Origin of the sequence: Marinobacter salsuginis, assembly GCF_009617755.1 — a bacterium.
Classification (GTDB): domain Bacteria; phylum Pseudomonadota; class Gammaproteobacteria; order Pseudomonadales; family Oleiphilaceae; genus Marinobacter; species Marinobacter salsuginis.
Genome location: NZ_BGZH01000001.1, coordinates 755029 through 768959 on the forward strand (window position 1 = coordinate 755029; position 13931 = coordinate 768959).

General features: G+C 57.5%; 11 protein-coding genes. 9 read left to right on the top strand and 2 right to left on the bottom strand.

What is annotated here, in order from left to right:
* Positions 1-5 precede the first annotated feature (5 nt).
* The 3 genes from cysD to GJU83_RS03460 all read left to right on the top strand — a co-directional run bounded on the left by cysD (position 6) and on the right by GJU83_RS03460 (position 3781).
* A complete protein-coding gene (cysD, locus tag GJU83_RS03450; protein ID WP_069183057.1) occupies positions 6-914 on the top strand; it encodes a sulfate adenylyltransferase subunit CysD in 909 nt (302 codons plus the stop codon).
* A gap of 1 nt (position 915) precedes the next feature.
* On the top strand, positions 916-2574 hold the full coding sequence (cysN, locus tag GJU83_RS03455; protein WP_069183056.1) for a sulfate adenylyltransferase subunit CysN: 1659 nt from the start codon (positions 916-918) through the stop codon (positions 2572-2574).
* A 190-nt stretch (positions 2575-2764) separates the two neighbouring features.
* Entirely contained in the window at positions 2765-3781 is a 1017-nt protein-coding gene (locus GJU83_RS03460; protein WP_069183055.1) for a nucleoid-associated protein, read from the top strand.
* Here the strand turns inward: GJU83_RS03460 and trmH are convergent.
* Complete coding sequence (trmH, locus tag GJU83_RS03465; protein WP_069183054.1) at positions 3717-4496, bottom strand: tRNA (guanosine(18)-2'-O)-methyltransferase TrmH; 780 nt, start codon at positions 4494-4496, stop codon at positions 3717-3719. The genes GJU83_RS03460 and trmH overlap by 65 nt on opposite strands.
* Before the next feature lie 198 nt (positions 4497-4694).
* Here trmH and miaB point away from each other — a divergent pair, with 198 nt between their 5' ends.
* From miaB to lnt, 5 genes are all read left to right on the top strand, one after another.
* Positions 4695-6041: a tRNA (N6-isopentenyl adenosine(37)-C2)-methylthiotransferase MiaB gene (miaB, locus tag GJU83_RS03470; RefSeq protein WP_153633703.1), complete on the top strand. Its 1347-nt coding sequence runs from the start codon at positions 4695-4697 to the stop codon at positions 6039-6041.
* Between the two features lie 490 nt (positions 6042-6531).
* Complete coding sequence (locus GJU83_RS03475) at positions 6532-7515, top strand: PhoH family protein (RefSeq protein ID WP_153633704.1); 984 nt, start codon at positions 6532-6534, stop codon at positions 7513-7515.
* Positions 7512-7985, top strand: a complete 474-nt coding sequence (ybeY, locus tag GJU83_RS03480) for an rRNA maturation RNase YbeY (RefSeq protein WP_153633705.1) — start codon at positions 7512-7514, stop codon at positions 7983-7985. Before GJU83_RS03475 ends, ybeY begins: the two co-directional genes overlap by 4 nt.
* On the top strand, positions 7982-8827 hold the full coding sequence (locus tag GJU83_RS03485) for a CorC family transporter (RefSeq protein WP_153633706.1): 846 nt from the start codon (positions 7982-7984) through the stop codon (positions 8825-8827). The genes ybeY and GJU83_RS03485 overlap by 4 nt, the downstream gene beginning before the upstream one ends.
* A complete protein-coding gene (gene lnt / locus GJU83_RS03490; protein ID WP_153633707.1) occupies positions 8817-10379 on the top strand; it encodes an apolipoprotein N-acyltransferase in 1563 nt (520 codons plus the stop codon). Before GJU83_RS03485 ends, lnt begins: the two co-directional genes overlap by 11 nt.
* On the opposite strand, the gene GJU83_RS03495 is transcribed toward lnt, so the two are convergent.
* Entirely contained in the window at positions 10348-10896 is a 549-nt protein-coding gene (locus GJU83_RS03495) for a zinc ribbon-containing protein (protein WP_069183048.1), read from the bottom strand. The two genes, lnt and GJU83_RS03495, sit on opposite strands and share 32 nt — an antisense overlap.
* 449 nt (positions 10897-11345) lie before the next feature.
* Here GJU83_RS03495 and leuS point away from each other — a divergent pair, with 449 nt between their 5' ends.
* Positions 11346-13931, top strand: a complete 2586-nt coding sequence (gene leuS, locus GJU83_RS03500; RefSeq protein ID WP_069183665.1) for a leucine--tRNA ligase — start codon at positions 11346-11348, stop codon at positions 13929-13931.

A 13931-nucleotide genomic window follows, 5' to 3' on the forward strand; every position in this document is an offset into this window, starting at 1 on the left:
TTATCATGACCACATACAACCTCACGCACCTGAAACAGCTGGAAGCGGAAAGCATCCACATCATCCGGGAAGTGGCAGCCGAGTTCGACAATCCGGTAATGCTGTACTCCATCGGCAAGGATTCCGCGGTAATGCTCCACCTGGCCCTGAAGGCCTTCTATCCGGGCAAACCACCCTTTCCCCTGATGCACATTGATACCACCTGGAAATTCCGGGACATGATCAAGTTCAGGGACAACGTGGCTGATAAGTTTGGCCTCGATCTGATCGTCCATACAAACCAGGAAGGCGTGGACCAGGGAATCGGCCCCTTTACCCACGGTAGCGCGAAACATACAGATGTCATGAAGACCCAGGCCCTGAAACAGGCACTGGACAAGTACAAGTTCGATGCAGCGTTTGGCGGTGCCCGTCGCGATGAGGAAAAATCCCGGGCCAAGGAACGCGTGTATTCGTTCCGGGATGAATACCACCGCTGGGACCCCAAGAACCAGCGGCCGGAGCTGTGGAACATCTACAACGGCAAGATCAACAAGGGCGAGAGTATCCGGGTTTTTCCGCTGTCCAACTGGACAGAACTGGATATCTGGCAGTACATCTACCTCGAGAACATCGACATCGTTCCGCTTTATTTCGCCGCCGAGCGTCCGGTTGTTGAGCGTGATGGCACCCTGATCATGGTGGACGACGACCGCATGCCATTGAAGGAAGGCGAAAAACCGATGATGAAATCGGTCCGCTTCCGGACACTGGGCTGCTACCCGCTGACGGGTGCCATCGAGTCCGAAGCCAACACGCTTCCGGACATTATCCAGGAAATGTTGCTGGCCAAGAGCTCCGAGCGCCAGGGTCGGGTGATCGACCACGATTCAGCCGGCTCCATGGAACAGAAAAAGCGGGAAGGGTATTTCTAAGATGTCACACCAGTCTGATCTGATTGCAGAAGATATTCAGGCCTACCTGAAGCAGCACGAGAACAAGGAACTCCTGCGCCTGCTCACCTGCGGCAGCGTGGACGACGGCAAGAGCACCCTGATCGGCCGGCTGCTCCACGACACCAAGATGATCTACGAAGATCACATGGCCAGCCTGAAAACCGACAGCGCCAAGATGGGCACCACTGGCGAGAAACTTGACCTCGCCCTTCTGGTGGACGGCCTTCAGGCAGAGCGGGAACAGGGCATCACGATTGATGTCGCCTATCGGTACTTCTCCACCGACAAACGCAAGTTCATCATTGCCGACACCCCGGGCCACGAACAGTACACCCGTAACATGGCAACCGGCGCGTCCACGGCCCAGGTCGCCATCCTGATGATCGATGCTCGCCACGGCGTGCTGACCCAGACCCGGCGCCACTCTTACATCGCTTCTCTTCTGGGCATTCGCCATATTGTCGTGGCAGTGAACAAGATGGATCTGGTGGATTTCAGCGAAGAACGCTTCAACGAAATCAAAGACGATTACCTGGCGTTCGCCGCCAAGCTGGGCCTGAAGGATATCCGCTTCGTGCCGCTGTCCGCCCTGGAAGGCGACAACGTTGTGAACAAGAGCGAGAACACGCCCTGGTTCACTGGCCAGCCGCTGATGGAAATCCTTGAAACGGTAGAAGTCGGCCGGGACAAAAACCTGGAGCATTTCCGCTTCCCGGTTCAGTACGTTACCCGCCCCAACCTCAATTTCCGGGGTTTCTGCGGCACCATCGCCTCCGGCGTGATCCGCCCCGGCGAAAAGGTCATGGCCTTGCCCTCACGCCGCACCAGCACGGTCAAGGAAGTTGTCACCTTCGATGGCAACCTGGAAGAGGCGTATATCGATCAAGCGGTCACCCTCACCCTGACTGATGAAATCGACATCAGTCGCGGCGATATGCTGGTCAAGGTGGAAGACGAGCCGGAGGTGGGCAACCGCTTCAATGCCAACATCGTATGGATGACCGATGCACCACTGGAAACCGGTCGCCTGTACGACATCAAGCTGGGCCCGACCTTTACCTCCGGGACGGTGAAAAAGATCCACCATCAGACCGACGTAAACACCCTGGAACAGCAGGCCAACCCCAGCCAGCTGCAGCTGAACGAAATTGGTCTGTGTGAACTGACCCTTAACCAGCCGATTGCCTTTGACGCATACCAGCGCAACCACGTCACCGGCAGCTTTATCGTGATCGACCGCCTGTCCAACGTCACCATTGGTGCGGGCATGGTGGCTGGCCTGGCCGATTCCGGGGAATCCCTCGATCCGGTGTCGGCAGAAGAACGCGAACGCCGACTGGCCCAGAAGCCCGCAATCATTGCCTGCAACGGTCGACAGGCGCCAGCACTGGCCCTCGCCGTAGAGCGTGCCCTGTTCGACCAGGGCAAAACCGCGGTTGTGGTCAACGAAGAGAACGCCGGCGATGCCGACGAGCGCCGCCGTGTTGCCCAGCTTCTGACTTCCCACGGACTGGTTGCCATTGCCGTGAACCTGGGCACTGACATCGCCAATGCGGCTGCGACCGCGGACAGCGAACAGGAGATTCTTGAGGCTGTTAGCAAACTTGTTCAGGAGTTGATTCGCAGCAAGCGGGTTTAAATTTTGAATTGACTGGAGATACCCTTACTACGGTGGCTGGCGCCGAAGTGGGGGTATCTTTTTCTTTGGAAAAAGAATGACCTGCCCTGCGGCCCTCCCGCAATCCTTCAGGCTACGAATGAATCCGCCACCAAATCGTGGCAGAATCCCGCCTCTCTGAGTTAATCGAAACAACGAACAGGAGCCAAAAATGGCCATCAAACACCTCCGCACTGCCTTCGCCAGCCAGTACCAGCCGGGCCAGCCTGCCCGCCTCGTGACCGGCGAGGCCCTGCAGGAGCCCGGTGGCGATTACGAGGGGCTGCACAAACAGATGAAGCGGCTGTTCAACAGCAAGCCCGGCAAGAAATACGGCCGGTTTTCCGAAGATCTGGGCGAGTGCCCGTTCAGCGCCTGGCTAAAAGACTATCTGGAAGACAAACAAACCTTTGGCGCCATGACCGACCGCCTGTTCGGACAGTGGCAGGAACTGCTCACTGGCAGCCAGGAAGAATTCGATGGCCATCTGATGATTGTCCACGATGCCCTGGCCGACGCCGAGGTGGTTTACCTGTTTATTCTGGAAACCGACAGCGCCATGCGCTTCGGTGGCAACCAGTCACTGGATGCGACCGACGTCCTCAGTCTGTCCCGCCTGAACCTGGCCGTTCGCATCGAGCTGGACGACTGGCGCGGCAACAACCCGGCGGAGAACTACCTCACCCTGGTGCATGGCCGTGGAACCGGTGAGCCGGGCGAGCTGTTTATCCGTTTGTGCGGGTTTACCAATCAGGTAGACGTGGAAAAGGAAACCATGACTTTCTTGGACGCGGTCGAGGCCTTCGCAAAATCCTCGGAGCCAGAGAAAGCGGGCGAGGTTCGCAACAAGGCCTACGAGTTCTGTAAAGAACAGCATGCCCTGGGCGAACCTGTGGAAATCGAGGCGCTGTCCGGCTATCTGGACGAGAGCGAGCCACAACGCTTCAAGGAATTCGCCTCGAAAACCGCCGAACTGCCGGAGAGCGGCGTATTGCACCCGGACCACCGTAAGGTGAAAAAGCTGGTGCGTATTGCAGGCTCCGGGGGTGGCATGAGCGTGTCCTTTTCATCCGACCTGGTGAATCAGGCGGTTTACTATGACCGCGACAAAGACGCCTTGACGATTACCCGGCTTCCCAAGGCTTTGCGGGAACAGCTTCAGCGGTATCTCGAGGCTCGGGAGGAGTAACGGGCTCCCCGTTCCACCTGGAGCGGTTAGCTCGCAGTTTTCTTACTTCCTGCATCCAGCCTACGCCATCGATTAACTCGCCGGTGTCCGGATCGATTGGCGGGTACGGCAGGTTGCGGTCGTCGCAGTAGCGTTTGACGGTTGGCTGGCACCAGCAGAACAACAGACGATTGTACTCGTCATCCGGCAACCGGCGCTGGTCGAACATGCCAGCCAGTTTTCTCTGCCGCTGAGCTTCGGACAGTATAATCGCACAGGCAGACGACACGTTAAGCGACTCCACCATGCCCATCATCGGAATCACGATGTGCTCGTCGGCCTTGGCAGCTGCATCGGCGCTCACACCATCAACTTCGTTACCCATGACAACCGTACAGGGCACTGTGTAGTCCGCTTCCCGGAAGTCGATGGCCCGGTCAGACAGTTGAGCCGCGTATAGCTTGTGGCCCTGCCCCTTCAGGGCGGCAATCGCCTCGTCCATGCTCCGATGGGTGTGGGTGGTTACCCAGTTGTAGCTGCCACCGGCAGTTTTACGAAACGCCCGGAAGCCTTCCTTCGGCCAGACCACATGCATGTTGGCAAGGCCAAACGCGTCGCAGGAGCGGATAATGGCGGAGAGGTTCCGGGGTTTGTGAACCTGATCGGTGAGGACGCTCAGGTCCGGTTGCCGGGTGTTCAGGGTTTGTTTGATTCGGGCTAGGCGTTCGGGGGTCATGATCGTGTTCGGGCTTGATTGTCGATTTATAGAACCAAAAATAATACCACAAGCGGACTAGCAACTAGCCGAGACAAAGGTGGTTGAAGTTTAAGCACCCCGTTATAATACGCAGTTCCTTTTTGCTGGCGCCCCGTTTAAACCATCCAGTTCCCGGCGCACCATCCACCAGAATACGCACCAGATTACGTGAGACCCATGGCCAAGAAGCTGTACATCAAAACCCACGGCTGTCAGATGAACGAGTACGACTCTGCCCGGATGGCAGACCTGCTCAAAACCGGTGAAACCATCGAAATGACTGATTCACCCGATGACGCCGACATCCTTTTGCTGAACACCTGCTCCATCCGGGAAAAAGCCCAGGAGAAGGTGTTTCACCAGCTTGGCCGCTGGAAAAAGCTGAAAAGCAAAAAGCCGGAAATGATCATCGGCGTGGGCGGCTGTGTGGCGTCCCAGGAAGGCCAGGCGATCATTGACCGCGCGCCCTACGTGGACATGGTCTTTGGCCCGCAAACCCTGCATCGCCTGCCGGACATGATTACCGAAGTGCGCGCCAAGGGTAACGGCGTGGGCGTTGTGGACGTCAGCTTCCCGGAAATCGAGAAATTCGACAACCTGCCCGAGCCGGGCGCAGACGGCCCTTCAGCATTCGTTTCCATCATGGAAGGCTGCAGCAAATACTGCACCTTCTGCGTGGTTCCGTATACCCGCGGGGAAGAAGTCAGTCGCCCGGCTGATGACGTCATCGCTGAAGTCGCCCACCTGGCCAGCCAAGGGGTTCGGGAAGTGAACCTGCTGGGGCAGAACGTGAATGCCTACCGTGGCGAAACCCACGACGGAGACACCATGGATCTGGCGGAGCTGATCGAGCTGATTGCCACCATCGACGGGATTGATCGCATCCGTTACACCACCTCCCATCCGGTGGAGTTCTCGGATGCTCTCATTGATGTCTATGAGCGCGTTCCGGAGCTCGTCAGCCATCTGCATCTGCCGGTGCAGAGCGGCTCCGACCGTATCCTGGCGGCCATGAAGCGGGGCCATACGGCTCTGGAATACAAATCCAAACTCCGCCGCCTGCGCAAGATCCGCCCGGATATCAGTTTCTCGTCCGACTTCATCATCGGCTTCCCGGGTGAAACCGAGAAGGACTTCGAGGACACCATGAAGCTGATCAACGACATCGGTTTCGACATGTCCTTCAGTTTTGTCTATAGCGCCCGCCCGGGCACGCCGGCGTCGGACCTGCCCGACGATACGCCGATGGACGTCAAGAAGCAGCGGCTAAGCATTCTGCAGGATCGACTGAACCAGAATGTGATGGACATCAGCCGCAAGATGGTGGGTTCTACTCAGCGTATTCTGGTAACCGGGTTGTCCAAGAAGGACCCTGGCGAATACGCAGGGCGTACCGAGAATAACCGGATTGTGAATTTCCGGCATGAGAATCCGGAGGTTGTTGGGCACTTTATTGATGTCGATATTGTGGAGGCCTATCCCAATTCACTTCGCGGGGTGCCAGTGGATTCGGAGTTTTACTAGGCCCGGTTTCCCATCCGTCTGGGATTTGGAGTAGGACGATTGGTGCGTATGGCTTCCCAAAAACCGCTACGAGCACATCCATGTGCGCTTGGCGTCGGCCATCCTTGGCCGCCGACATTTTTGGGAAGCCATACGCACCAATCTCCGCCGAATACTCCCTTGCAGGCCACAGAAAGCATTCGTAGGTTGGATTAGACGAAGTCGTAATCCAACAATTTTTTCCGGAACGATGAAAACCGTCGGATCACGCCTCCGGCTAATCCGACCTACTTGTTTTTTAACTTTCGGGCCTGCACATAGAAAGATCAGGGCAAGGGCCGGGCGGACTTTCCAAAAACGTGGAGCGCCAGGGATGGCGCGACCGAGCCCTACATGGACGTACTTGCGGGCGCTTTTTGGAAAGTCCGCCCGGCCCTTGCCCGTTAACCGAACAGCAGAAACACGTACTCCCAATCAATAAACCATGGGGAGTAAACGAAACGGAGCACTTTTGAACGCCAACGATCACAGACAATTTGACCTGCACCCGGTGGACCAGCGTCGGCTGGCGACGCTTTGTGGCCAGTTTGATGAAAACCTGAAGATGATTGAAAAACGCCTGCATGTGAAAGTCGGCAGGCGGGGTCATCATTTCCGGGTGGAAGGGGAAACCGAACATGTGGCGGCGGCCATTGAGGTTATCCGGCATCTGTATCGGGAAACCGAGGCCACGGATGATATTCCACCGGATACCGTGCATCTGTTTATCCGGGAAACCGGCTTTGAACGCCTACCGGAGGACGTGCCCTACGATGGCGCCGTTACGGTTATCAAAACGCCCAAACTGACAGCCAAGCCCCGGGGCGCGAATCAGCAGAAGTATGTTCACAACATCCGCACCCACGATATCAACTTCGGGATCGGGCCGGCGGGTACCGGCAAGACCTGGTTGGCGGTGGCTTGTGCTGTTGAGGCTCTGAAAGACGAGCAGGTGAAGCGAATTCTGCTGGTGCGGCCGGCGGTGGAGGCTGGTGAGAAGCTTGGTTTTCTCCCTGGCGACCTGGCCCAGAAGGTGGATCCGTATCTGCGTCCGCTTTACGACGCCCTTTACGAGATGCTCGGGTTTGACCAGGTTACGCGGCTGATCGAGAAAAGCGTGATCGAGATTGCGCCACTGGCGTTCATGCGCGGCCGCACGCTCAATAATTCGTTCATCATCCTGGACGAGAGCCAGAACACCACCCGTGAGCAGATGAAGATGTTTCTGACCCGTATCGGCTTTGGGTCTACCGCGGTTATTACCGGTGACACCACCCAGGTGGACCTGCCCCGCGGCCAGAACTCCGGGCTTATTCATGCCGCCGGTGTTCTCAGCAAGGTGCCGGGCATTGGGTTTACCCGGTTCGAGGCGAAGGATGTGGTACGCCATCCGCTGGTACAACGGATTGTCGAGGCCTACGATTCCTTTGATGATGGGAGTGCGACCGGCCAGTGAACGAGCTGACAGTAGATTTTCAGCAGGTTTTTGAGGCTCCGGGAATACCTTCGGAGGCGCAGGTTCAGAAATGGGCGCAACTTGCCTGGCAGGGCGAGGATCCGTCCGAGGTGACTGTCCGTATTGTCGGAACCGAAGAAAGTCAGGCACTCAATCACCAGTACCGGGGGCGGGACTATCCGACCAACGTGTTGTCCTTCCCATTTGAGGCGCCAGCCGGTATAACGGTGCCATTGGCCGGAGATCTGGTGATTTGTGCGCCGGTTGTCGAGAAAGAGGCCAGGGAGCAGGACAAAACCCTCGACGCCCATTGGGCGCATATGGTGGTGCATGGCATGTTGCACCTCCAGGGTTTTGATCATATTGAAGACGATGATGCCGAGGTCATGGAAGCCCTCGAAATCCGGCTGCTGACGCAGCTTGGATATGGCAATCCTTACGAAGCAGAGGAAACGGAACAAGACTCATGAGCGACGATCAGTCGAGTCGCAGCCAGGGCGGCAAGTCCTGGCTGGAACGTATATCACAGGCCTTCTCCAGCGGGCCTGAGTCCGTTGAGGACGTGCTGGAAATCCTGCGGGACGCCGAGTCCCAGAACATCATCGATGTCGATGCCATGAGCATCATCGAAGGTGCCATGCAGGTGATCGACATGCGGGTGGATGAGATCATGATTCCCCGCTCACAGATGGTCACCGTCAAGGCATCCCAGGAGCCCAAAGAGTTTCTGGGCGAAATCATGGATTCTGCACACAGCCGTTTCCCGGTTATTGGCGACAGCCAGGACGATGTCATCGGCGTGCTGCTGGCCAAGGATCTGCTTCCCCTGGCCCTGAACAACGACCTGAACTGGAATCGTATCCGGGAAATTCTGCGGCCACCCAATTTTGTCCCCGAGAGCAAGCGCCTCAACCAGTTGCTCAAGGAGTTCAAGGAAAACCGCAACCATATGGCCATCGTGGTGGATGAATACGGCGGCACCGCCGGCCTCATCACCATCGAAGACGTTCTCGAGCAGATCGTTGGCGAGATTGAGGACGAGCACGACTTCGATGAAGAGACGAACATCAAGGCCCGGGGCGATGGCAGCTACGCCGTAAAAGCAGTAACGCCCATTGATGATTTCAATGAGTTCTTCGAAACTGAAATGGACGAAGAAGAATTCGATACCATTGGTGGCGTGGTTCTCAAGGAATTCGGACACCTGCCCAGACGGGGCGAATCGGTTGAATTCGGCGGCTTGCGCTTTAACATTGCCAACGCCGATAACCGAGTAATCCGTCTGCTGCAGGTAACCCGAAGTGACCAGTGATGCCACCAACACCAGAGCGCTGAAAACCCCGTTCTCTTCCAACGCCTGGCTGGGCGCCGCCGCCCTTGTGGTGGCCGGCGCTTTGCAAACCCTGACTTTTTCTCCATTCAACCTCTGGTGGCTGGGCCCGGTTTCGGTCCTATTGATCCTTCTGGTTACCGTACCCCTGGCCCCGGAGAAGCTTTTCCGGGCCGGATGGCTGACTGGCCTGGGGCTGTTCGGCAGCGGGGCCAGCTGGGTGTACATCAGCATCAGCGAACACGGCAACACAGCGATTCCCATAGCCATCCTGCTCACTATTCTGTTCGTAGCGGGTCTGGCACTGTTCCACGGCCTCGCCTTCTGGTTCTGGGGTAAGCTTGCCAAGGACAGCCCGGTCCGACGCCTGATCCTGTTCCCCGCCATCTGGATTCTTGGCGACTGGCTCCGTGGCTGGCTGCTTACCGGCTTTCCATGGCTGTATCTGGGCACGGCGCATACGGACGGCCCCCTGGCCGGGCTGGCTCCCTTGACCGGCGTGCATGGCATCACCCTCTGGATTGCTGCTACCGGTGCCGCACTTTACGGCAGCTGGTGGCTCGTGAAGCATCTGAGACCAGTTGCTGCTGGCATCACACTCGTTGTTGCCCTGATTCCCTGGTTGGTTGGTCCGGCGATGAATCGCCTCGACTGGACGGAACTGAGCGAGAACCCTACTTCCTTTGCTGCCATGCAGGGCAATATCCCCCAGCAGATAAAATGGGACCCGGAGTTTTTGAAGGACCAGATCGTCACCTATCTGGAAATGACGGAAGACCACTGGGACACAGACCTGATTCTATGGCCGGAAACGGCCATTCCCATCCCCCAGGATCAGGCTGGCAAAATCATTGACCACATCAGTGCAGAATTGGGGGAGAACAGCACCCTGATTACCGGTATACCCTGGTATGGATTCAGTGAACGAATTGAGGATTTCACCTTCCACAACAGCATCATGGCCATCGGCAACGGCGAGGGCATGTACCACAAGCAGAAGCTGGTGCCATTCGGGGAGTATGTGCCTCTACAAAGTGTGTTGCGGGGTCTGATCGGTTTCTTCGATTTGCCCATGAGCGATTTCAGCCGGGGACCTGAGTGGCAGGATCCGCTCGAGGCCAATGGCATCAACGTGATGCCCTTTATCTGCTACGAGGTCGCCTACCCGGATTTTGTGGCCTTTAACGCCCGGGATGCAGGCCTTCTGCTCACCATCAGCAACGACGGTTGGTTCGGCGACTCTATCGGCCCGTTACAGCATTTACAAATCGCCAGGATGAGGGCATTGGAAACCGGCCGCTACATGCTTCGAGGCACCAACAATGGCGTAACGGCAATCATCAATAACCGTGGTGAACTGACCGAAACCATTCCCCAGTTCGAGCGCGCCACCCTGACCGGCGAGGTGTTCACTGCCACGGGTAGCACGCCCTACATGCAAACCGGCTCCTGGCCAGTGCTGACCCTTGCGGTCATTCTGATCGTTTTTGTCCGGGAGCGGATTATTCCTCCTGTTTCGGCCAGCGGCTCGTGACCCGCTCGTAGTAGTGGGAGCCGCAGGCTTCACAGGGTTCCAGGTGGCTGGTGGCTGTCAGACACCGCATGTGTCCACAGTTCAGGCACTGGAACATCCCGGCGGTAGCCACTTCCCCTGAGATGTACTGGCCCACTTCCTTATTTTCCAGCTTCTGTTTCAGCTCCAGGAAGTCCACAACCGTTTTGTCAGCGACTGACAGCAGACTGTCCGCCAACTGGTGTTCCAGCAACGCCATATCAAGCTGCAACCATTCACTCAGACCTTCTCCAGTTTCCTCCACGAAGTGCAGAAGGTGCTCGAGATCCCTCTGGAGATATTCGCCGAGCAGGGCCGCTTCATCCCTGGTCATCTCCTCGAGCTCGTACTCAAATTCCACCGCTTTCTGGACCTCTTCTTCGAGGTTCTGGAGCGATGTTTCTTCCAGGTCATGGAGACGCGTTTTTACCCGCTCCAGCATACGGTCGTAAACTTCCAGTGCCTTGCCTGAGAGATGGCTTCTTTCTGGTTGTGTCATGTTGACTCCTTGATACCGCAAATCTGGGTGCAAGAGCCGGACTGCGACCTCTCTTTCCGGGACACGCTGTGAATACGTCCCTGTACGCTTGACTGCAGCATCCATGCTGCAGACAGTCCCGGAAAGAGAGGTCGAAGCCCGTCTCCCAAACCTTGGAAAAACACCTGCCGACTCCACTGCTTATGCCTGGGGCGCTGGCGGCGAAGACTCCCCGGAACTGTGAGCAGCATGGATGCTGCGATCAAGCCTACACGGACGTATTCACGGCGTGTCCCGGGGAGTCATCGACGCCGGCGCTTCCTCCATATCAGTAAGTCTGGCACAAGAACAGAAAATTGGCAGACTACCTGTAAAGGCTAGTGTGCGTTAGAATGTCCGGCCCGCTCCGGACGTGATTTTGATACAGGCTTTTATTTTTTCCACACAAGGTAATTTCGGTAATGGCAGGAATGGACGAGCAATACAATCCCCGTGACGTAGAACAGAATGCCCGTAATTTCTGGGAAGAGAACAAGACCTTCACGGTTAAGGAAGAACCGGGCAAGCCCAAGTACTACTGCCTGTCCATGTTCCCCTACCCCAGTGGCAAGCTGCACATGGGGCACGTCCGCAATTACACCATCGGCGATGTGATTTCCCGCTACCAGCGCATGCAGGGCAAGAACGTGATGCAGCCCATGGGCTGGGATGCATTTGGCCTGCCTGCCGAGAACGCCGCCATTGCCAACAAGACTGCACCGGCCAAGTGGACCTACGCCAACATCGAGTACATGAAGAACCAGCTCAAGCAGCTGGGGTTCGGGTACGACTGGGATCGGGAACTGGCTACCTGCAAGCCGGATTACTATCGCTGGGAACAGTGGTTCTTCGCGCGTCTGTATGAGAAGGGCCTGGTGTACAAGAAGATGTCCACGGTGAACTGGGACCCGGTGGACCAGACGGTTCTGGCCAACGAGCAGGTCGTGGACGGCCGGGGCTGGCGTTCCGGGGCGCTGGTGGAACAAAAGAAGATTCCCCAGTGGTTCATCCGCATTACCGATTACGCCGAAGAACTGCTGAACGATCTGGACGAGCTGGAAGACTGGCCAGAGCAGGTCAAGACCATGCAGCGCAACTGGATCGGCAAGTCTGAAGGCACCGAGCTGACCTTCCCGCTTAAAGACCGTGATAGCGGTCTGACCGTTTATACCACCCGCCCCGACACCCTGATGGGCGTGAGCTACATGGCCGTGGCCGCAGAGCATTCCCTGGCCAAAGAGGCGGCAGAGCGCCATCGCGACGTGGCTGAGTTTGTCGAGGAGTGCCGCAACAGCAAGACCGCGGAGGCCGAGCTGGCCACTATGGAGAAGCGCGGTATCGATACCGGTTTCAAGGCGGTGCACCCACTGACCCAGGAAGAGATTCCGATCTGGGTCGCCAACTTTGTGCTGATGGATTACGGCACTGGTGCGCTGATGGCGGTGCCCGGTCACGACGAGCGCGACCATGAGTTTGCCCGCAAGTATAAACTGCCCATCAAACAGGTGATTGCCGCCAGTGACGGCCGGGAGATCGATGTCCAGGAGCAGGCCTTCACCGAGAAGGGCATCCTCGTTTCCTCGGGCAAGTACAGCGGTCTGAGCAGCGACGAAGCCTTCGATGAGATTGCAAAATTCCTGGAAGAACACAGCATTGGCAAGCGCACCGTGAATTACCGCCTGCGCGACTGGGGTGTATCCCGCCAGCGTTACTGGGGCGCGCCGATTCCGATGATGACACTGGAAGACGGCACTGAGATGCCGGTGCCCGACGACAAGCTGCCGGTACGCCTGCCCGAAGACGTGGAAATGGACGGTGTGCAGTCTCCCATCAAGGCAGATCCTGAGTGGTGCAAGACTGAATTCAACGGCCAGCCGGCGACCCTGGAAACCGACACTTTCGACACCTTCATGGAGTCTTCCTGGTACTATGCCCGGTTCTGCAGCCCCAATTACGATCAGGGCATGCTGGACCCGTCCGCTGCCAACTATTGGCTGCCGGTAGATCAGTACATCGGTGGCATTGAGCACGCTATCCTGCACCTGCTGTATGCCCGCTTCTTCCACAAGCTGCTGCGCGATGTGGGCCTGGTGACCAGTTCCGAGCCCTTCAACCGACTGCTGTGCCAGGGCATGGTCCTGGCGGAGACCTACTACCGCGAAGATGGCAAGGGTGGCAAGGTATGGATTTCGCCCGCCGATGTAACCGTCGAGCGAGACGAGAAAGGCCAGCCTGTTCGGGCCGTGCACAAGGAAGATGGCGAGCCGGTGGTATCCGGCGGCGTCACCAAGATGTCCAAGTCCAAGAACAACGGCATTGATCCCCAGGCCATCATCGACGAGCACGGTGCCGATACCGTTCGCCTGTTCATGATGTTTGCGGCACCCCCGGAACAGTCCCTGGAGTGGTCGGACAGTGGTGTTGAGGGTGCACACCGTTTCCTCAAGCGCATCTGGCGCCTGGTGAACGAGCATGCGGCAGGCGGCCCTGCGCCGGCTGTGGCCGCGGCCGAACTGAACGATGGCCAGAAAAACCTGCGGCGCAAGACTCACGAGACTATTGCCAAGGTCAGTGACGATATCAGCCGGCGGCTGACGTTCAATACGGCCATTGCCGCCGTGATGGAGCTGCTCAACGATGTTGGCAAACTCCAGGGTGACGAGCCCCAGACACGTGCCGTCCGCCAGGAAGCCCTGGACACCGCGGTGCTTGTGCTGTCGCCGATCGTTCCGCACATCTGCCATACACTTTGGCAGGCGTTAGGTCACGAAGAGCCCGTTGTCGATGCCTCCTGGCCCAAAGCTGATGAGTCCGCCATGGTTCGCAGCCAGATCCAGGTGGTACTGCAGGTCAACGGCAAGGTTCGGGCCAAGGAAGATGTGCCGGCCGATATCAGCAAGGCCGATCTGGAAAAGCTGGCCCTCGAGAACGAGAACGTTATGCGCTTTACGGAGGGTGCGACGGTACGCAAGGTCATCGTGGTCCCGGGCAAACTGGTGAACGTGGTGGCCAACTGA

Coding starts and splice junctions, on each gene's coding strand:
- cysD (WP_069183057.1), top strand. CDS start 6: ATGACCACATACAACCTCACGCACCTGAAACAGCTGGAAGCGGAAAGC.
- cysN (WP_069183056.1), top strand. CDS start 916: ATGTCACACCAGTCTGATCTGATTGCAGAAGATATTCAGGCCTACCTG.
- GJU83_RS03460 (WP_069183055.1), top strand. CDS start 2,765: ATGGCCATCAAACACCTCCGCACTGCCTTCGCCAGCCAGTACCAGCCG.
- trmH (WP_069183054.1), bottom strand. CDS start 4,496: ATGACCCCCGAACGCCTAGCCCGAATCAAACAAACCCTGAACACCCGG.
- miaB (WP_153633703.1), top strand. CDS start 4,695: ATGGCCAAGAAGCTGTACATCAAAACCCACGGCTGTCAGATGAACGAG.
- GJU83_RS03485 (WP_153633706.1), top strand. CDS start 7,982: ATGAGCGACGATCAGTCGAGTCGCAGCCAGGGCGGCAAGTCCTGGCTG.
- GJU83_RS03495 (WP_069183048.1), bottom strand. CDS start 10,896: ATGACACAACCAGAAAGAAGCCATCTCTCAGGCAAGGCACTGGAAGTT.
- leuS (WP_069183665.1), top strand. CDS start 11,346: ATGGACGAGCAATACAATCCCCGTGACGTAGAACAGAATGCCCGTAAT.